General features: G+C 43.6%; 14 protein-coding genes. 8 read left to right on the forward strand and 6 right to left on the reverse strand.

The window, feature by feature from the left end; all coding sequences use genetic code 11:
• Positions 1-126 precede the first annotated feature (126 nt).
• The 3 genes from MNV_RS02230 (at position 127) to MNV_RS02240 (ending at position 5,344) form a co-directional block, all read left to right on the forward strand.
• Complete coding sequence (locus MNV_RS02230) at positions 127-1,482, forward strand: cysteate synthase (protein WP_096203757.1); 1,356 nt, start codon at positions 127-129, stop codon at positions 1,480-1,482.
• A complete protein-coding gene (gene comE, locus MNV_RS02235; RefSeq protein ID WP_096203758.1) occupies positions 1,454-2,587 on the forward strand; it encodes a sulfopyruvate decarboxylase subunit beta in 1,134 nt (377 codons plus the stop codon). The genes MNV_RS02230 and comE overlap by 29 nt, the downstream gene beginning before the upstream one ends.
• 132 nt (positions 2,588-2,719) lie before the next feature.
• On the forward strand, positions 2,720-5,344 hold the full coding sequence (locus MNV_RS02240; protein WP_179293752.1) for a cytochrome c3 family protein: 2,625 nt from the start codon (positions 2,720-2,722) through the stop codon (positions 5,342-5,344).
• Here MNV_RS02240 and MNV_RS02245 read toward each other — a convergent pair whose 3' ends face one another.
• Entirely contained in the window at positions 5,345-6,169 is an 825-nt protein-coding gene (locus tag MNV_RS02245) for a hypothetical protein (RefSeq protein ID WP_096203760.1), read from the reverse strand.
• Between the two features lie 149 nt (positions 6,170-6,318).
• Here MNV_RS02245 and MNV_RS20055 point away from each other — a divergent pair, with 149 nt between their 5' ends.
• Genes MNV_RS20055 through MNV_RS02260 form a run of 3 tightly spaced genes read left to right on the forward strand, consistent with a single transcriptional unit; the run spans position 6,319 to position 15,351 of the window.
• Positions 6,319-6,543, forward strand: a complete 225-nt coding sequence (locus MNV_RS20055) for a hypothetical protein (RefSeq protein WP_218837864.1) — start codon at positions 6,319-6,321, stop codon at positions 6,541-6,543.
• A gap of 24 nt (positions 6,544-6,567) precedes the next feature.
• Positions 6,568-14,898 (forward strand): cytochrome c3 family protein, encoded by an 8,331-nt coding sequence (locus MNV_RS02255; protein WP_096203762.1) that lies wholly within the window; start codon positions 6,568-6,570, stop codon positions 14,896-14,898.
• 6 nt (positions 14,899-14,904) lie between these two features.
• Entirely contained in the window at positions 14,905-15,351 is a 447-nt protein-coding gene (locus tag MNV_RS02260; protein ID WP_096203763.1) for a hypothetical protein, read from the forward strand.
• A gap of 3 nt (positions 15,352-15,354) precedes the next feature.
• Here MNV_RS02260 and MNV_RS02265 read toward each other — a convergent pair whose 3' ends face one another.
• From MNV_RS02265 to MNV_RS02285, 5 genes are all read right to left on the reverse strand, one after another.
• The gene (locus MNV_RS02265; protein ID WP_096203764.1) at positions 15,355-16,119 is read right to left on the reverse strand and encodes a hypothetical protein; all 765 of its coding nucleotides are present in this window, start codon (positions 16,117-16,119) and stop codon (positions 15,355-15,357) included.
• A 2-nt stretch (positions 16,120-16,121) separates the two neighbouring features.
• On the reverse strand, positions 16,122-16,781 hold the full coding sequence (locus tag MNV_RS02270; protein ID WP_179293753.1) for a signal peptidase I: 660 nt from the start codon (positions 16,779-16,781) through the stop codon (positions 16,122-16,124).
• A 41-nt stretch (positions 16,782-16,822) separates the two neighbouring features.
• Positions 16,823-17,449, reverse strand: coding sequence for a molecular chaperone DnaJ (locus MNV_RS02275; RefSeq protein WP_096203766.1), 627 nt, complete (start codon positions 17,447-17,449; stop codon positions 16,823-16,825).
• On the reverse strand, positions 17,446-18,237 hold the full coding sequence (locus MNV_RS02280; protein ID WP_096203767.1) for a signal peptidase I: 792 nt from the start codon (positions 18,235-18,237) through the stop codon (positions 17,446-17,448). The genes MNV_RS02275 and MNV_RS02280 overlap by 4 nt, the downstream gene beginning before the upstream one ends.
• Before the next feature lie 101 nt (positions 18,238-18,338).
• Positions 18,339-19,310: a hypothetical protein gene (locus tag MNV_RS02285; protein ID WP_096203768.1), complete on the reverse strand. Its 972-nt coding sequence runs from the start codon at positions 19,308-19,310 to the stop codon at positions 18,339-18,341.
• Positions 19,311-19,908: 598 nt separating this feature from the next.
• On the opposite strand from MNV_RS02285, the gene MNV_RS02290 reads away from it, so the two are divergent.
• Together MNV_RS02290 and MNV_RS02295 are read left to right on the forward strand one after the other, a co-directional pair.
• On the forward strand, positions 19,909-20,367 hold the full coding sequence (locus MNV_RS02290) for a cbb3-type cytochrome c oxidase subunit I (RefSeq protein ID WP_096203769.1): 459 nt from the start codon (positions 19,909-19,911) through the stop codon (positions 20,365-20,367).
• A gap of 123 nt (positions 20,368-20,490) precedes the next feature.
• Positions 20,491-22,890, forward strand: a 2,400-nt coding sequence (locus MNV_RS02295; protein ID WP_143311588.1) for a PAS domain S-box protein, incomplete at its 3' end; no start/stop codon positions are given.

Genomic DNA, 22,890 nt, shown 5'->3' on the forward strand with positions numbered 1-22,890 from the left:
TTTTTAGTTTGTTAATTACTTTAGAGTGTACAATCGTATTCCAATCTTAATTTTCTATCCTTTTCAGGAAGAAAATCCCTTCTGAATGCAAAGACATAAATACTCACTTAAGTTTAACCATTAATTATGACAAAAAGTGAATCCGCATGTAGCGCAACGATTTCTCAATTTCGTCCCACCTTGACAGGACCAATTCACTCTAAATATTCCCTGGTTTGCACAGGCTGCTTTGCCACTTATTATGACGACCGTCTGAAATGCAATTCGGACAGCGCGCTTTTGCGGGCGAAGTACAGCAGCAGGCAGCTCATGTTAAAAGACGTACCCGGAATGGGGAAGTTCCATGACTGGCTGCCCGTAAATGAAATAATCACATCCGATTCCGGTCCCATAACATATAAAAGCACGGAACTTGCTGCTGAGCTCGGGTTAAATAATTTATACATATCTTTTAACGGCTACTGGCCTGAAAGGGGGGCTTTTATAAAAACATGCAGTTTCAAGGAGCTTGAAGCCTTCCCGACCATCCAGAAGCTTAAAAATACCGGGCGCTCGCTCGTACTGGCTTCGGCGGGGAACACAGCGCGGGCTTTTGCGCATGTAGCAGGAATGACCGGAGTAAAGGTTTACATCGTAGTCCCTGAAAGCGGCATGTCAAGAATGTGGCTTCCCGAAGAGCCCACGGATTTTATACATCTTATACAAATGGGAAAGAACTGCGATTATACGGACTCGATCCATCTTGCTGAGCGACTTTCGTCCCTTCCCGGAATGCTGGCAGAAGGCGGAGCAAGGAACGTGGCGCGCAGGGACGGGATGGGGACCGTAATGCTCGATGCGGCTTTTTACATGAAACAGATGCCTGACCATTACTTCCAGGCGATCGGAAGTGGAACAGGCGGCATTGCAGCCTGGGAAGCCTCACTCAGGTTGCTTGAAGATGGGCGGTTCGGTTCGCGATTACCCAGGCTCCATCTTGCCCAGAACCTGCCGTTTGCCCCCATGTATCATGCATGGGAAGCGGGGAGGCGTGAAATCCTGAAAGATATCGATATGCCAGACCCGAAGAAACTCATCCATGAGATGTACGCTGATATCCTCTCTAACAGGGAACCCCCCTATTCAATTGGAGGCGGAGTTTACGATGCTCTGTGTTCGACCGGCGGGATGATGTACGGTATCTCGAACAGCGAGGCGAAAGCAGCCCAGCAGTTGTTCGAGCGGTACGAAGGAATTGATATCTTCCCGCCCGCAGGGGTGGCAGTCGCATCTTTAATTGAGGCGGTAAACAGCCAGAAGATAGACGCAGAAAAGCACATTTTACTGAATATAACAGGCGGCGGCGTAAAACGTCTTGAGATGGACTACTCTCCGCACAGGATAGAGCCGGCAGCGTACGCAGAAAATGCACATGTCCCGCTTGAAGAAATAATCACGAAAAAGGTATTGGCTGATGGAAAGCCCCGAGCAAAAGGTCGTTAAAATCCTTAAAGATAACAGCATAGACATTGCAGTCACGCTGCCGTGCGACAGGATAAAGGTGCTGCTCCCTCTGATAAGCCGAAGCATACAGACCATTCCGCTTACCCGCGAGGAAAATGGCGTCGGGATTTGCGCCGGCGTGTACCTTGGGGGTAAAAAGCCGGTAATGGTCATCCAGAGTACGGGCACAGGCAATATGATAAATGCGCTTCTTTCTCTGAATCTTACCTACGATATCCCGCTGCCCGTGCTTGCAAGCTGGCGCGGCGTTTACAAAGAATCGATAGAGGCACAGGTACAGCTCGGGAAAAGAATGCCTGCGATCCTTGATGCTGCAGGCATAAAGTTCACAAAGATAGAATCGAAAGATGAACTGGATAAAATAGACCTTGTAATCAAAGATGCTTTTAACAATGCCAGACCGCATGTAGCACTTATTTCCCCTGCCGTATGGGAAGGCTCCTCAAAAGAAGTTCCGGCGCCCTGTGAGATCACTTCCAGGCCTTCAGTATTTGATTTTAACTCGGAGATAAGAATGCCCGCAATGTCGCGATATGATGCGATAAAAGTATTAACTTCAGTGGTGGATGATATTATACTCTCAAACCTCGGTATCCCTTCTAAAGAGCTATACACAATCAAGGACAGGGAGCTTAATTTTTATATGCTTGGCTCAATGGGGCTTGTTTCAGCCATCGGGCTCGGGCTTGCTCTTGTGCAGGAAAGGCATGTGTACGTTATCGACGGCGACGGGAGCCTCCTCATGAACCCGAACGCTCTTACGGCTGTCGGGGCTTACAATCCCCGGAACCTCTGCATAATAGCGGTTGATAACGCGGCGTACGGTTCTACGGGGAACCAGGAGACCTGTACCCGCACGCAGATAGACCTTGAGCTTCTGGCACGGGCGAGCGGGATAAAGGATACCGTAAAGGTGCATACTGAAGAGGAGTTGAGTGATGCACTGCTGCGAAGGGTGGAATTCATTCATGTGATTGTGAAGCCTGAGAATGCTGTTTGTAAGGAAATCCCTCTCTCTGCCAGGGAGATTAAGGGGAGATTTGTAAAAGAAATTAGGAAAGGTAGAGCTATCTTAAATGATTGAATTATTTTTCAAATAAAAGCTTTTACTTGAAATGTCCTGCAAATTAAAATTATATAATACTTAATTCAACTTTATATCATGGCTCTTTTATGAGCCAGGATAGATAGGAATCGTATGGATATACATAAATATATGTTTTTAGTTTTTATATTTTTTCTATTATTCCTTTCAATAACTGTTGTCCCTAATTATGCTGCCCCGGTCGCCAGGATTCATGATGACAATGTAAGTGGGAATCTAACAGACCCGGAGTGCCGCGTCTGCCATGTTACAAAAAAGGCAGAGGTATCCCAACCGGAAAAGCATCAAAACGATAAAAAACCCTTAAACACCAAAAAGGTAACTATAGAAACTATCTCAATCCAGTCCCTTGGCAGTAATTCAATGCCAGGTAATAACTACACTGCTATCCTCAAGATAGGGCAAACACCCTACCAGCTCGGTGCTTTTTACCGAACAGAGGGTGCTACTGGCTGGCCAAGACCCGAAGGCTATAATGGCTGGTCATGGTGGGATACGGATAATTACGGAACCGAAAAACAGAAAAATCTCATAGCAGTTATGGTGCTGGATAACAGCACAGGTACAGTAAAACCTGTTCCCGGGCTCATAACACGTCCCGCATGGCCCCAGGCAAGTTACCGAAAATACAGTGGAACCTACAGCTTCAAAGCAGATACAGACCCTGCACCCATAGCCACCCTGAATAACTATGCAGATCAGATGGATATCTGGATGATAAAAGAAGTGGACCTTACAGGAGTAACAAATGCGAACCTTACCTTCATGACCTGGTATTCCATGGAAACAGACTGGGATTACGGGTATGTTGCCGTATCAACAAATGGGAACAGCTGGATAAATCTTCCTGGAACCCTTACGACCATCGCAGATCCCAACGGTAATAACCTTGGAAATGGAATAACAGGCAGTAGCAATGGCTGGGTACAGGAAACAATGGACCTTACACCTTATACGGGAAATCGAATACTGCTTGGTTTCAGGTTCCAATCAGATGCGTATGTCAATGAAGAAGGCTGGTATGTAGATGATATAAATGTTACTTCAGGCATGATAAGCATATTAAGCGATGATGCAGAAACTTCCCGGGTAACAAGAACATTAACAGTTAATGTTACGTATCCTCACCTCTCGTTCATAAATAAAACAGATCCCCTTACAAATGCAACCACATTGCAATACACGCAAAATACTCAGCAAGTAAATCTTCAGGAGGACATAAGCCACCCCGGCACTTATATCGGATATTTCGTATATGACCCGTTTGCAGAACAATATTCAGGTAATTATACCGTAACACTTGACACTGCCATAAACAGCAGCCCTATACAGGCAACAGCACAGTTCCAGACCACATTATTTGGCTGCCAATCGTGCCATAATAAGAACACGGATGGCAGTGAAACGAGCTTTATTCATGGTGACGGTGGCGGCATGTGGTCATGTTCTTATATATGCCATACAGGATCGCGCGGCACCTATGGCATCGGATTACCATCGCTATCACTGAATCCCATGCACGTTCATGAAATGCGATACGGACACACAGGTGGATTCCTGCAGGGAACCGGGTACCCCCAGCCGCCATACAATATTCCTGCCCATGCACCAAACATAACATGCACTCAGTGCCATACTTCTTTTATACACGATAATACAGGCACGGATACCTCAAAAATAGCAAACTATACGCTCTACGGTACAAATATAAGCTTTTCTTCAGGTACGCATACAAACCTTTCATGCGAGAACTGCCATGGCACTTTGAACTATCCGGTAATCCCGCAGAACCAATACCAACTGGAAGGAACTCTTGGAAATTATAATCCCACCTTTACATCCCATAAATCCTTCACCGATACTTATGTGATATCAGTGAACGGCACAGAAAACCTTGTAATAACGATTACCGGTAGCAATACAACAAAGTCTATCGAACTTTACGTCATCGGACCGGTGGATAATACTACAACAGCACTTCAGGGAACATGCAATAGCGATGGCGGTTGTGATATAACCCAGAGCCTGGCAACCCCCATTAATCTGGATATTATAAACCCCTATACAGGCACCTGGCTTGTTAAACTGACACAATTACAGGAAGGAGAAGTAAACTATACTATTACAAGCAATTATCCTGTTCAGAAAAAACCAATAATACAGATACCGGAATGCAGTGATTGTCATAATCCATCAGCTATTGGCAATGCATATACCAGATACGATATCCCGGCATGGAACCCCGGCTTCGCCCATGCGGATGTGAACGGCGACGGCGCTCGGGATATCCAGTGCAGGATGTGTCACGACCCGATGCATGAAATAACGGTCAAAGGATGCCGGAACTGCCATACCACTGCACCTGTCAATCATCCTGTGGCAGAACCTCAATTTTCACAGTACACAATAAACCAGTGCCTTGCATGCCACGGCGATCCGCATAACGTGAGTGTTACGGGCGGAGATACCTGTATTGAATGCCACGGTACCAATTACACTGGCGAAAACCCTGTGGCAGTAACAACTTTAGTCAATATATCAGCCTTCAACGAGTCTATCCATCAGGAAATAAACGCTACTCCGCCCGATACTTTAAATAATATTGACTGCTGGTCGTGCCATTATTACAAGGATATGAACCGCCAGAACGTAAAGAAATGTGGCGAATGTCACAGGAAACCTGCTCAATGGCATGGTAATGCAGATGTTACCACCAACTTATCAGAACTCTGGTGATTATGAATATCTCTGGCTTGGTGTGCTTTTATTGTTATGGGCATATCTAGTTTTCCTGGTTGTATTAATATTCGCTCCAACATTTGCATGGCACCCTATACATGTTAGAAAATCATCACTAACCATTGTACTGTTATGCGCTGCATAATTGAAAAATTCAGAACTGTTCCTTGATACCCTGAACCATTCTGAATGCACATTGTCCTGAGCAAGAACAGTCCCGGCCTTTCCTGCGGCGTAGAAGGTATCGGCATAGCCCTCCCTGTCGGCATTCCCATGACACTTTATGTCTGTGCATCCTATTATGGTTACACCATGTGCCTCAACATCGTACATATCTGATTTGTGGCATAGCAGGCACATCTCCTCGTTCTGTATCCCGGCTATACCATTTACGTCCAGCGATAAGGTTACATTTTTATATTCACCTGTTCTGTTGTCTATCCATCCCGCAGCAGCGTACCACTGCAGATAGGTGGTAGAATCGGCGTTAGCTCCTTTGTCCCATGTTGAATTATTACTTGAAGTATATATTCTTTCTTCACTTGAGTTATATTTATATCCATATTTAATAAACGTGGTATAATTTGCATTACCTGCTGCAGCTTTATGTTTTTCAAAAACAATCAAGGTTTGTGGGGAGTGATTAAACTCATTCTCGATATACTTATGGCATAAAAGGCAGTCCAGATTTCCTGTTGAAGCTTCAACAGAATGCGTGCCTGCATATGTAGCCAGAATCAGTGGTACACGGGATATTATGAGTAGTACTGCGATAACTACAATACTGGCAAATATTATCAGCATCTTTTTATAACCAATCATAATAGGGTATATCCGTTTTGCATATTAAAAAGTTTCCTGAGAAAGATATTTATTCCATTAAAGCTCAACATTCAATGATTATACTAAAATGCATACATAATAAGATAAGCAGCAGCATAAGAAGTTTATGTTCAAAAAATAATAAATTTATGTATAAAAAAAACGTAAAAAAAACGGTTGTGCTCTTCGTATTGTTAACCCCTGTGATGCTAACAGGGCAGACAATTGTATATAAGGAGCTTCACAAGCTGATTGTTTTTACTGGTTTTTGGGTATATGTGGTGGTAAATGCGTTTGCTGTTTTACTTGATTCAGAATCTCCGACCATTTTAGTTACCAAGCCGCCAGTAACTAACCATATTAATATTTATTAATATTGATTATTATCGTAACGCAATATGAAAGTTAAAATAAACATTCTTCAGGATGAAGCTGGACGGATCAATTTAAGAATTATAGTACTTGTGTCTATCATACTTTCCGGTGTGGTGATGGCCGTATTATATTTTCCACCGCTGCCCATAAGTGCAAAGGAGAGTACAAGCGGCGACATAGCATTTGTAGACAGCGCAGGTAACGCACTTATCGGTGCGATCGAAATAAGTAGCGCCGGAACGCCCGGCATGTATAATGAAAATGTTAATTTTGTAAGCTGGGATAATGTTCCGAACGCCAGTTTATATTTCAATGCTTTTGATACCAAGAACCTTTCAGTAAATCTCAGGATAGCGGGAGACTCTCCACAAAGCAAAGTGATGATTGAGAACTACGGCGTTGATAAGCCTGTGGGCATGAACGTACCGGTGCCGGGAATCCCGGTCAAATATGTTGAGGTAAACGCCACGAATGTTTTATTCACTGAAGCCGGGATATACATACGATATACGGATAAGGAACTGGGAGAACAGGATGAAGAAACTCTTGCGGTTTATTTCTATGATGGCATGAATTTAACGTGGAGCGAACTGCCTGCAAGTATAGACGCAGCAAACAATACTCTGAGCACTACAGTGAATTCCTTTTCAGTCTTTGCGATAAGTACCGGAGACGCCAGAGTACCTGATAAAATAGAAATTTATGACGCAAAGAAGATACCGGTTCTCAGCGACATCAAGACCTACGATGAAGCCAGAGCACTGAAAAAGGCGGCAAAGACCACTGCCCTTTCAACAGGCGACATACCGGACAATGGCGAATTCGAAGTTGATGCCCTTGCCACCAAGAACGTGGCTGTCAAGCTCAAGCTCAACAAAGTGAACCGAGGAGAGGTTATACTGGATGACTTCGGTAAAAGGAACCCTGTATCGGTTCCTCTTCAAGGAAGGGTTGTTAAATATGTGGAAATCGGCGCCCGCAGCGTTTCGTATTCTTCTGCTGATATCACCATACGCTACGACGAATCAGAATTATACGGCGGGAATGAGAACGATCTTACGATATATCACTGGAACGGCGCGGCATGGGATGCCCTGCCGACAATAGTAGATTTCACAAATAAAACGCTTACAGCAACAACGACCTCTCTATCTCCATTTGGTGTTGCGACGGATGTTACTTATTATCTGGAGAACAACGCCTCAAGCCAGTCCACCGGGGCGGATGGAAATACGGATTATAACGCATCCGATACCATAATAGGAACAGTACCTTATAAGAATTTATTAAAGAACGACGCAATGGGTGTGCAGGAAAATATAAGTTACCCGGTCAATGCGGGACAGACTTATGAGGTTTTCAGGTTTTATTTACCTTTTAATTATTCGGTGGATACCCGGATATCAGCAAATGCAGCATATAAGATAACCTGGGTAACCGGTGCATCAACAACAGATACAGTAAATGTCTCATTAATTGTTTATAACCCCTTAAATGGAGAAAAGACCATGGTAGGCAGTGCTCAGAATACAACAACAAGCGGGGGCACTGCAACAGCATATACCAATACGATAAATAATCCGCAGTACACGGTTCCGGCGGGCAGCAGGCTGGTTGTGCAAATCAATACTACGATTACGGCTGATGGAACATCAGGTCTTTATTTCAACGATGCTGCCAGTTCTTATATCAACGTAGCTGAGACTGCTATTGGAGCGACACCATACATAACCGCATGGCACAACAACAAGACCAATGACCAATCCACTTCCATAGGCATAAACACGAGTGAAGCTGTCATGTTCAATGCGACGGCAAACCAGACAATTACTTCATGGAACTGGTATAAGGATAATACGCTTCAATCCAGCACTTTTGATAATTTCACAACCTCATGGAGTACGCCCGGCAGCTACCACATCGACCTCAACGCTACCAACGATAATGGGACGAGTAACGCAGTTACATGGTTTGTAACAGTTCAAATGCTCTCAGTAGCGTATATTCCGCCGTCTCCCGTGAACATAACCTCAACAACAGGCAACTTCTGGATAAACCATACATGGCAGGCAGGTCCAGGCAATGTTACTGATTCATATAATGTCAGCGTAAACGGGATATGGTATAACGGTACAGCAGATACGTTCAGGAATACAACAACCATGCCGCACGGATGGGCGAATATAACTGTGTGGGCTTATAACTCGTCAGGTGCTGGCTCTTTGAGCTCAGTAAGTATAAGCCAGAATACCCGGATTCAGAACAATCCACCAGTACAAGCTGCAATCGGAAATAAGAATGTAACTGCGGGCAGTTTATTAACTTTCGCGGTATCAGCTTCAGATCTGGACAACGACACCATAGCATATGGTACAAATGCCACAAAAGGAACCCTTGATTCCGCAACAGGTAATTATTCATGGCAAACCAGCGGCGGTGATGCGGGGGCGTATGCCTGGTACTTCAATTCCAGCGATAACTACGACGGTATTGCAAATGAAACAATAACGATAACAGTGAATCCGCAGGTCTACAACCTCTCAGGCTACGTAACAAATAAATCCAGCAATCTTCCCCTGAGCGGTGCCACAGTACAGATAAATACAGGCATGATAGCTGCGACGAATGCAACAGGTTTCTATAATTTTACAGGTTTACCAGACGGCACCTATGTTATAAACGCAAGCCTGGGCGGCTATGTTGCTAACTCTACAGTAGCAAACATCAATGGCTCAGATGTCGCCAGTGCCAACATCTCGCTATCATTGCTAGGAGCGCCGGATATAACCTCGTGGGGCAATAACAAAACCAATAATCCGTCCACCTCTATCAGCATAAATAGAAGTGAACCGGTAAGGTTCAATGCTACGGCAAACCAGACAATAACCATATGGAACTGGCTTAAGGATAACACAAATCAAGACAATAATTTTAATAATTTCACAACCATGTGGACTACGCCAGGCACTTACAACGTGAGTGTCAATGCTACCAACTCAAAAGGAGCGAGCAATACTGTTACCTGGAATATTGATGTGGCAGGCAACCTGATAGTCCAGGGTTCTCTGACCGATACTGTGGAAAAACCGCTTAATGCTTCAATCAGGACTACCAACCCTGATGATACCCTGATTGATTCCACCTCAGGTAATTCTTTTAATCAAGAAGTTCCGGAAAATGGTTTTATACAGTTTGATGCAAACGGTACTAAGAGGGTCTCTGTCAAATTCAAAATGATAGGGGACTCTATGGACAGCAGGGTCATCCTGGACGATTACGGCAGGAATAATCCGGTTGCTTCAGCACTACCGGGGAAAGCAATCAAGTACGTTAATATCAGTGCTGTAAACGTGAGTTTCGATATTGCCAAGATCAGCATATACTATACGAATACGGAACTGGGGAGCGAGGATGAAAACACTCTTGTCATCTATCACTGGAACAACGCAGCATGGGAACCCCTTCTAACGGAAATAGATGAAATTAACAACACGCTCACGGCTACAACGACATCGCTCTCGCCATTCGCAGTTTCAGCAACAGGCGGCATGCAGACCCTGAGGGTAACAACCAACAGGTATACTGTGTTCGCTCCTTATAACACCCCCACTCAAACAGGATATAATGAGGATAACAGCTCTTTCACATTCGCCGCAGGCGCACTGGTGATAGATGCAAACGGCTATCCCCTTGCCAGTACAAATATCAACTATTATATCTATAGCGGCGGCGGTGTGTTAAAGAAATCCGGGACGGTTACTACAAATGGAAATGGTATCGCTTTCTTCTCCTATAACACCTTCAGGGAATTCACAACGAGCACAGATACCGACTTCGGCTTATGGACAATCAAAGCCGAACGTGCAGATAATATAAGCATAAATGGTATCGCGAGAGTGAATATTAACCCTCTTGGACGCGGTGGTTGCTCAAAAGATGTGTGCCACCACAATCCTGATGATGTCAATGCCGATTCAAGAATCCCCCTGACCTCCTCGCCAAGGTCCCCTTACTCTGACAATTTCGGCATAAGCTCGACGAAAAGTATGGCATATGCAGCCCATGTCTACAAAGCTGCTACCCATGGTGTATCAAGCTCGTCCAGCTGCAACAATTGCCATACTGGCACAGATAGGGATCCTGCGAGTACCGGCATCAATTCGCCCTGGGGAGTGCATAAGAATATGAGCTGCACAGACTGCCATAAAAATCCCACCACATGGCCCATAACCATACCGGATTGCTATTCATCAGCCTGTCATCCCAGAAATAATAACAATTTAACAAGTACTTCTACTCTTGCCACGATCGAGGGTGTGGTGAATGCCAGCATTTATTCTACGACCAATGGCTCCACAGTGGTTCCGTACACAGTACATAACGGCTCCCAGTACGGCAATACTACAGGAGTACCCTGCTGGATATGCCACGGACCCATGCATAACATCACAAAACCCGACCCCCTCCCTGCTAATACAAATAACATTACCGAGTATACCCAGTGCCTCTTCTGTCATAATGCCTACCAGCGCCATAACAGCAGTGTAAGCTGCACCGTATGCCACTCGCAGGATATACATGCTATAAAAATTTTCGCCCGGAATGCTACATATGTTAAAGGAAAAACCAATGCAGCCAGAGGCAATTGTACGTCCTGTCACCAGAACTCTTCTTTCATGAGTGCACTGCTTGCCCAGTCCAGGGCGGGCTCTTACTCTGGAAAGATGCCGCAGGTTCAAAAACCCCTCAACCACAGCAACGACCCTGGTGCTGGGAGGAAGTGGAACCAGACGCCGGGATATTGGAACAGCAGTGACCAGCTTACATGGTGCAAATACTGCCACGGCAATACGCTTCACAACAATACAGCCTTAGGCAGACCCTCGTTGTTCAGGGGGAATAACACGGTAAATTCCAGTATTTCTTCGTCCACAAGCTGGTGTGCCTCATGCCACTGGCAGGGTTACGTAAGCGGGACAAGAACTTATACTGATACTGTCAGCACATACAATTTCCCTGCCGAACAACTGCTTGTACCGCCTGAGATTACTGGAAACCTGACCTACGGAGCAAACCAGAGTAAACCCGATTATTATGATCACAGCAATGTGTCCATGGACGATGCTTCATGCAAAAGCTGCCATGGAAGCCTGACCAGAAGCACCACTATAACGGGATTCCAGCACAATGTTGGCGTAGGTGCTCTGGGAGGAGCAGACTGCATAGCATGCCATGATGTTGGAGGCTCGGCTGGTGCCGGTAAACTTGTTAACTTCAGCGCGATGAACGATACCGATGCCATTCATAAGAATCTGAACAGCGGTGTTGTAACAAATCTTTCTAACGAGAATAAAAAATGCTGGGCATGTCATGGCAACGGTTCAGAGCCAAACGGTCATCCTTCAAATTACAGGACGCCATACAGGTGCGAGGACTGCCATGTGCCAGACGCAGGACAAAATTTGAACTTCACACCCCAATCCATATTGAATGTTACCCAGCACTACCTGAACGGCTCCAACATATCCACATCAAATGTGATATCCTGCTACGCATGTCATAACAGAACGGAGATGATGGTGGGGCTCAACCTTGACCCCGATGGTACAGGCAGCTTGTACGACGGTGAAAACGGTGGAAGCAGCAGCGCAAGTCATTATGGTAAGAAAAGAGACGATATGGCAGGCATGGATTCCACAACATACTGTAACTACTGTCACAATACATCAACAAATAATGCCACTTTCTATGTAAACGATTTCAACAATACTATATTCAACCACAGCGAAAGACCAAGTACGCCGCTATGCACAACATGCCATAATACCGGCAGACTGCACGATAGTGCACTTATAAAACCATTAAGCGATGATGCATACTGTTCAACATGCCACGGCATAGGTGGAAGTGCATCCACAAATAACAAAGTAACACATAAAACATTATATTGCACAGAATGCCATGCAAATTCCTCATCAGTGAACTCTGCTGGTAAGGATATACATGCAATCAAATATCTAACCCGGAGCAACGCCTTCACTGTGTCTAATTCAAGCGCTGTAGATTGCGTCACATGCCATCAGACCTCGACTGTAGATTCCTCACTCTCTGGTTTCAATGCATTCAAGATAGCCAATCCGATGCACCACAGCGAGAGTGCATCCAATGGCTCGATCTGGGGCAGCTACTGGACAACGCCGCAAGCATCATGCATATACTGCCACAATAACACGCTTCACAGCTCAATACCGCTTGGAAGGATTCTCCAGTGGTCTCCAGATTACATTATGTACGGCTCAATCGGGTCTAATTTTTCGTGTTCTGACTGCCATTACAGCGGAGATAGCAACTATACCCAGATGAGTAATGCTTTTGCAGGGCTTTCGATCCCGCCGGAGATAACCAACGGTACTAACTGGAAAGGCATCTTTACTAATTACTCTAATCACTCAAGTCCGTATGACGACCAGTCATGCTCCGGCTGCCATGGCTCGCTTCTTGGCACAGGTGCAAATATGAGTGAGTTCTTGCACAAGGTTAAGGCAGGGATAATTGAAACAGGTAGTGGAACAAATAACGCCAGTTGTATAAGCTGCCACGATATGAACAGTAATAGCTCTAATCACTGGATAAACAATTCCGATATGAATAAAGGCGTGCACGCTGACCTCAACAGGAATGCTACAAATTCAACCTATGTTTCAGCAGAGAACAAAAAATGCTGGGGCTGTCATGACTCTAATGGAAGCCAGCCGATTAATGATATGGGGAGCAGATATAAAAACCCATACAAATGCTATGACTGCCACAATGCAACAGGCAAACCTTACGCCAATGTAAGCAATGCCCTTAATGTGAGCGAACACTTCAGGGGAGGCCTGGAGATAAAGGCAGCAGCAGATGCATCGGATAACTCATCTTCCTGCATAGTATGCCACGATCTGGCAGAAATGAAAGTAACCTATACTGAGAGCGACATTTATAATTCTAATTATTCACTGGCATCGCATTACGGCAGCAATAGAACATTCGATGCCCGGGTAAGACAGGGAATCAGTACAAACTGTTCTTACTGCCACCAGAACTCAAGCACAGTATTCATTACGGCAATGGTGAATATAAGCAGCAGAAGCATAACTAACCACAGTAATTATACATCAAATCCGGCATGCACTCAATGCCACAATACGGGCTGGATACACAACTCGACATTAACCCGAACAGCGCTTACTCTTCCAAACTCAACATTCTGTCTTTCCTGCCACGGGAACAACGGGACTGGCGGAACAAACTATACTCAGGCAGTGACGGATTATAAAGAGAAACATGATAAAACCTTAGATTGCACAGAGTGCCATCTTAATACCAGTAAAGATATTCACCCCGTTAAATACCTGCAGCCGGATGCAAGCTATAGCACGAACAATTACAGTGCCGTTGATTGCATATCCTGTCACCAGAACTCTACAGTATATCTAAACCTCTCGGAAATACCCCCAAAGATACCGAATCCAATGCATCACAGCGACAATGCTTCCAATGGAACGCGCTGGAACTCGACAGGGTACTGGGTCAGTAATAATCCTTTAACATCATGCATATACTGCCACAACGATACCAGACATAGAGCTAATGCTCTGGGAAGACCTGATGAATGGAAAGGAGACAACATTGTTAACTCAAGCATCACGAACCAGAGCAACTGGTGCGCCTCATGCCACTGGCAGGGTTACTTAAGCGGAGAAAAGACCTATTCTTTTGCAGTTTCAGCGTTTTTATCCGCAAAACTCCCCGTTCCTCCTGAAATTACAAATGGGAGCTACGCGCCCCGCGATATTTCAGGATATTATAATCACTCGATTGCCGATCACAACGACTCAACATGCAAAAACTGCCACGGCAAATCCCTATCGACAAACGCATCCATGAGCGAGTTCACGCACAGCATAACTACACCATCATGCACGAACTGCCATTATTACTATGAATATATGGAAAATGTCAATAGAACTGAAAAATTTGTCAACCAGAGCATGTTCGAGACAAGCACACACGGCAGTTTAACGTGCGAAGACTGCCATACAAAAGGGCACAAAAATATAGGTGCAAGAAAAGCATGCGAAGACTGCCATGCATTGCAGCAGGACCCGAAGAATGAGACTGAAAGGCATAACATTACCAGCGATCCATGGAACTATTCAATTTCAGGCGTAAGCGGGTCAGCGGTGAACCTCATTGATTGCACTATGTGCCATGATGCCGGATTATATAGCAATGCCACAAGCACTTACAACTATAACGAAGAGAAGGACTGCGACTACTGCCATAAGTATCCTGATAGTACATATCCGTGAGGTAAAATGCTGCTAAAAATCTTACAAAGCCGGAAAGCGATGATATTCCTCGTGCTGACAGGTGCAGTAATAATTGCATCCGTTGTAACTACCACAGGTTTGTTAGCAGGCAGCCACGCCGTATACACCAATAATACGAACACAGCCGAATTCTGCATAAAATGCCATCCTGATAAGGTAAAAGTTGTAAACTTAAGCGCTCACAGCAGCGCCGGATGCATCTGTCACGGCTACGCTCCTAATGCCACCGCTCTTTACAATATAAATATAGCCCACAACCTCACAAAGAACATATACTGCACTAACTGCCACTCGGACTACGATGACGCCGGGAACATCATAGTACACCAGCGAGGCAGCGTTAATGTAAGCGGCATAAATCAGTCAGCCCACTACATTACCAACAACACATCCACTCTGTATAAGCATGCAAAAAAGTTCTTTAACAGTTAATAATTAATTGGTTTCGGGTTCTTTTGTTTTTAGCTTCTTCTTGATATCGTTAATTCTTCTTCCAATATCAAAAGGAATTATGCCGGTTACTGTGTACCTGCACCAGGTGTAATAAAGAAAAGAATACGCCATCAGCCCAGAAAAAAGGATGCCAAACATTATTGTTATGGGGTATAGCGAAGTGAACACTATAACGAATAAGGGAATAAAGAGAAAGGGGATAATCAACCAGTACCATGCTTCAGGTTTTCCCCAGAGCTGGTGATGGTAGGTTATCAATGCCCACCAGAGAATAAACGTTATCAGGCTCAGATAGAATGTGTACCACTGGGGGAAAAACACTATGAAAATGTAGAATGCCAGGGTGAGCGTTATAAGCAGGTTGTACCTGAAGAGCATGGTTATATGGTGTACGGAATAAGGAGATAGACTTTTATTATTTTCTTGAACCGCCACACGCTCTATATTATAGTTTATAGCCTCCAGGCGTTCGAGTATCTCCTCCTGATTTGCTTTTGAGTCTTCGATTCCGTCCAGTACAGTCTTGAAGTGCTCTGCAAGTGTTTCCGGTCGTGCAGACCACGATGATACGGATCTTGTATAAAACCTGTACAGAGCATAGATTATTCCGATGCCTGCGGCAAGAGTAAGGACGTAAGCACTTTCTCCTGCGTAAAGATTAATGCCGGAGTTAATAATGAGATAAAAGCCTGTAACCATCATTATTAACATAGATACTGCATCGCCGGAGGATAAGGGTTTATTCATGTTTATCTAACCTTTTTAAATGTTCTGCTTTTTCGTCCTGTTAAAAGTACAAGGATATAAGCCGCTGTGGCAAGACCGAGCAGGTAAGGAAGATGCTCCCGATACCGGGCAGCCGTGAAAGCTGCTATCCTCATGCTGGCAGGTGGCTTCCATTCCCTGAGCTCGGTGGGATAGCCTATGCGCTTTAATACTACTGGTTTATCCGAAACCACAACAGCCTTTGCGAGCACTTCTCTTGCTTCTATAGGGGCATCAGGTAATGGGTTTGAGTCACCTTTGGTTATTATCCTGTTTCCATCTACACGATATATTCTATGTACTATGGGTACATCATGTTCTTTTCCATAAAAAGCCACTATATCGCTGACTTTAAGAGTTTTATCGATCGTCTGCATTAAAATAACATCTCCGGCTTCAATATCAGGGCTCATGCTGTCAGAAACAACGCTTGCGAAAAAGATGTACTGATTATGTACCATAAAAATATAAGCAAGTAAGGAGAGCCACAGTAATAACCACACGACAATGTTTTTCCGGCTGTCCCTTCTCCTTTTTTCGGAGAAAAGAAGCTTGAAAGCGATGCCTCCGTTTTCCTTGACCATCAGGGAGTATAAAAAATAGAACACGGAAGCAAATAAAGCCAGTACAATAATTTCAAACACGGTATAAGAATCTATCTTAAAAAAGATATACATTGTGGTTTTCAGAAATTGAGAATCTCCATCCATGTATTTGCTATTCTGTTGAAGAAGTCGGTGAGGATGTTTATGGGCGTCATTACAATCTCCTTAACCTCCGGATTTATTCCGATGCTACCGAGGGATGTATTTGATGCCCTGGGTTCTTTGCCTGTTACCCTTAATATTTCTTCTCTTGTAGGGGAGACATCACCATGGCATTTGGGGCATTTTTCCTCCACGAGAAAGGGTCTGTGGATTCCGTGGAGCCTTCTATCGTTATTGAAGCCATGGCAATAACTGCATTGTTTGCTCTTTGGTATCACCATGCTATCACTGCTTTCGCTTGGGGGTATCTTAGCAATAGTGGAATTCCATCCTTCTGATGAGTGGCAGGTGCTGCAGATTTTTTTCCCGTGAATTGCATGTATGTCTGGGTTTTTGACTTGTTCCCCGTGGCATCTACTGCATATACTTGGGTTCACATGGCGCCCGATATAGCTCGGCTCGCTGTCATCTGAGGCATGGCAGTCATTCGAGCATGATACTACCGCATGGCATGCTGCACAAAATCTTCCTGTGTGTTCCTTTCCCTCCGCAACTGCAATGGCTGGGATAATGACCAGAATTGTTATGAGGATTATTTTTATCATTTCTTCCTCATTATCAATAATGTGATGAATAGTATTATTATTGAAATGATAGGCCCAAAGGTCTGTACTACTTTAATGCTGTTCCTGATATTTTTATAATTTGGATCTGATTCTATCATGGGGTCGTTGATGGGCATAAGGTAGAAGCCTAATCCCTTTATCACGATTGGTTTCTGGTTTATGGATACGGTTTTCCCTACTACGTTATCTTTACTGAGCTTCCATGTATCTGGAAGAGCATTGTCTCCCTTAGTTCGTATTACGCCTTCAGGAGAGATGCTGGTGACACGGTGGACATACATCCGATCTTTATCCGGGGGGGTGAAGGCGATAACATCTCCCACTGAAATGTTTTTGGTAAATGCCTCTGTCACAACAAGGTCACCGGGCATTATGAGGGGAGCCATGGACTGTGTGATTACCAGAGCCAAAAACAAGGTTTTTGTAAGTATTGCAATTATTATGAATCCGCCAAGCGCAAAGCTTCCCATCTCAATAAGAGTTTCAGTCCTAATTGCTTTTTTCCTTTTGAGAGATCTATAAATAATTTTAACTTCTGTCTCAGTACGCTGCTTCTTCAGATATTTCCCTGTGTTGAGAAGTAACTTTATTGTACTGCCTGTCATGTGTTTGATGAATTCCTGCCGTGTTATCAGGAGATAGAGTATTACTCCTGTGGTTATGGCAGTTAAAGCAGGATAGACCATGGTAGGGTAGAAAGCCCGGCTTTCTGCCAATTCCCTCAACATGGATGAAATTTCTTGCGGGATTATCTGATCAAGGGACATGGTCAAGCACGGTATAATTGTGCATATGCCTTAATAACGCTATCCTTTCGCAGGAAGGCGAACAAAAAAAGAAAAGATGAGGTTTTAAAACCTCATGCTAATTATTTCTTGAAGGCTGCGCCTTCCTTATAGGAATACAGCTGTGTGGTATTGGTTGTATTGACTACATATACTGCATTTATTGCACCAGATCCCACGGATGTCAAAGTTGCGTCGTAGCCTGTTGACTTTGTTATACTCAGTTGGACGTTTGCATGTGTATGGCATCCCATACATGTGTAGTAGTCCTTGCTGATGGGTTGTCCGGTCTTGGCATTAATGTACGAGTCCTGAACCTGCGAAGATGCATTGAACCACTTATTGTGGGCATCGCTGCTCCTGTTCAGCCATTTGCCTGTCTGGGCAGCCTTGCTTGCGGCATAGCCAGGTATGTCTGCCATGTAAGACTTTCCGTCCGGTCTTGCGGTTGCGTTGTTGCCGTGGCACCAGTCGTTGGTACAGCCTCTTACCTGAACTCTAGTGTGCGTGCCGCCGTAGAAGAATGCTGCTCTGTGACAGAATAGACAGCCGCTCCATGCCTTGCCGCCATAGCTATCGGTTGCCTTGTTGCCAACTCTACCTGTAGTGTTGCCACCGAGATTGTCCTGAACTACATACCAATCAATAGTTCCGTTTTTGTGTCCAAGCCTGTCGCCCGGTAGTACCTTGTTATCAGACTTATTTACATTGGCTGTGAAGAAGAGGTCATAGCCTGAAAATACTGAGATGTTCGCTGCATCAGAGTTCATATCAGTTCCATAATATCCCAGGTATGTGGTATAGGTCGTGTCGTTTGCCCCATTAATGTGCTTTTGATAAATACCTGTTGAATCGTTGCTTGCCTGTGCTGCATTATCAATGTATCCGTGGCATTCTCTACAGTCAAGAGCTTTGCCGCTTGTCGAACCGTCCGTCGTATCCGGTGCGTTCGCTTCAACCGTGTGCGTGCCTGCATAAGTAGCGAGCATGCTGGGCACCGCAAATAAGCCAACTGCCGCTATGGCAAGCACCATTAAATATTTTACATTTCCCATTTTTTATTCACCTCTATCCAATATCCTTTATTTAGTATAGGTTCTTTTTTTAAGATATGCAAGTCTAAACATGTGTTCAAATGATATGTTCAAACGATATCCTACCTATCCAGGCCCATAAACGGGCCTAGTACAAAGTTGAATTACATGTTATATAATTTTAATTTGCAGAACATTTCAAATAAAAGCTTTTATTTGAAAAATAATTCAATAATTAACTTTATTGTAAAATATCTCAATTAAACGGCTTTTATTTGAAAAATAATTCAATCATTTAAGGTTAGTTCAACTTTTTTTCAATAAGCCCACTTATTAATAATATTATTTCAAAAAAGTTTTTATACTATTAATCTATAGCAGAGTTTAACCTCTGCAGCTAAATTACACTATTCCTATCCTTAAAAAAGTTGTTTTCTGCTGCAGAGGCTTTTCTAAGCATACCTCATGATAAGTTTTGCTGTTCAACTTGTTTTCAATAAACCGGCTTAATTATAACTTTATTTCAAAAAAAGTTATTATACACCCCGGAATCTTTTCTCCTGAAATCAAGCGGATAACTTGCCCGGTCGGAAATTTAATTGGATAGGAGAGGAAGTAAATGGAAAAGAAATTAGGAATAAAATTCTTGCAAGCATCATTGATGTACTTTGCTATAAGTGTTGCCATGGGCACCATTATGACGATAAGCCCTGTTTACAAGTTTATTGTACTATCCGTATTATTTGAGAGAGCCCATGCACATATAAGCCTCATTGGATGGGTAAGCCTTGCAATCATAGGATTTACATATTATGCGATATTGGGAAACCTCGGTAAACCCATGTATAGTGAGAGACTGGGAAATACAGGTTTCTGGCTTCTCAATATTGGTATATTTATTGAATTTATATCATTACTTACCGGAGGATTTAATCAGGCATATCTGTTTGTTGCTGAAGATCCGGCTGCACATACAAGTACGATACCTTATACAATGTTTATATTGATTTTTGCCTTCGTAATGTTAATAGGGATATATGCTACGATATATAATATATACCGGACATTAAAATCGTAGAGAATTCCGATACCTTTAGTAAGGATAAATTGTAATAATCGGATTAAATGATCTAAATAGAGTTTGTACGAATTCTGAAAAAAGCATGATTGAACTCTCAGACCCAAGCGGCAGTTTCTATCTATGAAAAAGGTCGTAGCTATGTTAAAGGATAAACTGAAGTTAACGTTAAATAAAATGATAGGCGGTGAACTTGTTAAAAAATTTGTCACCTGGACTGTTGTTATTATAATTTTTCTTGATTTTGCTACCTCCATTTTTATGCTGGTGGACATGAACAAAACATTATCTGAAGAGCTTAATGAGAGAGGGCTGGCTCTATCAAGACATATAGCTGAAGAAACTGCCGGGCCTTTATTGAACAATGATACGAGGTACCTCAGCCTGATTGCCGAGAATGTTAAAGAGACTGAAATCGATGTCAGATATGTATATATAACCGATTTTGAGGACAACATAGTAGTGAATACATTTGGTAACGCATACGGTATCAATATCTCCCAGCTTCCCAGTGCTGATAATAACGCCATTACCGATTTTAAAGCTCCGATACCTGGTGGCAGTGCAGGTTTTGTCCACGTTGGAATGGATAGAACATCCATAAACAAAAAGCTGACAAGGACAACCCAGATCATGATCGTGAACATCCTGATAGTAGGAGCGCTGGGCTTTATGATGGCTTATATAGCAGGAAATTATTTGACAAGACCTATACGGTCTCTTGTAAAAGGGGCGCATGAAATAGGCAGGGGAAACCTGGGATATAAAATAGAAACAAGCTCGACCGATGAAGAAATCAAGACTCTTTCGAATGCCTTTAACCAGATGTCCTCTTCTCTTAACAAAAGCATAACCGAGCTTCGCACTTCTGAGGAAAAATACAGAAACCTCGTAGAGTCGAGTATGGATATCATATACAGTTCTGATAAGGAGGGCAACCGGGTATTCATGAACAATGCTGGTTACAGGATATTGGAGGCTGAGCCAGAGGAGATGATCGGACAGCCCTGGACAAAATGGGTTCATCCGGAAGACAGGGAGAAGACTTTTAAAAAATTCACGGAAATGATAGAAAACGGTAATGACATTGTCGGTTTTGAAAGCAGATACGTATCAAAGAGCGGTAAGGTGATAAATGTCCTGCATAATGTGAGAGCCATCCGGAACGAAACGGGTGAGATTATAGGAACTCAGGGGATTGCCAGGGACATAACCATGCGCAAGAGGGCGGAAGAGGCTTTACAACATCGGATTGAAATGGAAAAGCTAATTGGTGGCATATCGACGCGCTTCATCAACCTTTCGCCGGACGAGATCGACAGCAACATGAACTACACCCTGCAAAAAATCGGAGATTTTGCTAATGTTGACCGCAGCTATGTGTTCATATTTTATGATAACAGGGCAAAGATGGACATTATTCACGAGTGGTGCGCTGAAGGGATAGAACCGCAGATCCAAAATCTCAAAAGGCTGTCAGTTGATGATTTTCCATGGTTTGCCAGAAGAATAAATGAACTTGAGACTGTTTATGTTCCCAGCGTCATTGACCTTCCATCCGAAGCAAAGGCTGAAAAGGAACATTTCCAGATGCAAGATATAAAATCTCTTATCATTGTTCCTATGGTATTCGGTAGAACTCCTATTGGATTTATTGGGTTCGATTCTGTTAAAAAGGAAAGAACATGGATGGAAGATGACGTTATGCTGCTTAAAATGGTGGGAGAAATTTTTGTTAATGCACTGGAGCACAAGCGGGTAGAAGAATCGTTGAAGCTCTTCTCTGAGGCTGTAGAAGAGGCTCCTGACGGGATTCAAATAGCTGATCTTAGCGGTCATATAATCTACTCCAACAGGGCTGTGGAGGAGATATATGGTTTCTCCTCTGCGGAGTTTAAGGGAAAGCATATAAGCGAAATGAATGTAGACCCGGAGTTTGCCAGCAGGGTGATATTACCCGGTATAAAAGAGACCGGACGATGGGTTGGGGAACTTATGGTTAAGCACAAGACAGGGGGTATATTTCCTATCTTGCTGACCACATCCACGGTTAAAAATAATAAAGGTGAGCCGATAGCCATAATCGAAATAATTAAAGATATCACATACTTGAAAGAAAAAGAGAAGCTTGAGATGAAGCTATTGCAAGCCGATAAACTTGCTACAATAGGTCAACTTGCAGCAGGAATCGCCCATGAGATAAATAATCCTCTTGGCAATATATCTCTTTATGCCCAGATGCTGCTAAAAAAAACGCAGGATGAGAATACTAAAGCCAAACTCATGGTCATCGACGATGAAACAAACAGAGCTGCGCACATCGTGAAAGGACTGCTTGATTTCGCAAGGCAATCAGAACCCAAACTAAGCCGAATAGATATAAATAAAAAGATAGGTAAAGTACTTAGCATTCTGAATCTACAGCTAAATAATATCAAGGTAACCACTGATCTTGGCCCTCTTCCCTCTATCCTTGCCGATAGAGGTCAAATTCAACAGGTTATAATAAATCTACTTACGAAT

It is taken from the genome of Candidatus Methanoperedens nitratireducens (assembly GCF_900196725.1).
Taxonomy (GTDB): domain Archaea; phylum Halobacteriota; class Methanosarcinia; order Methanosarcinales; family Methanoperedenaceae; genus Methanoperedens; species Methanoperedens nitroreducens_A.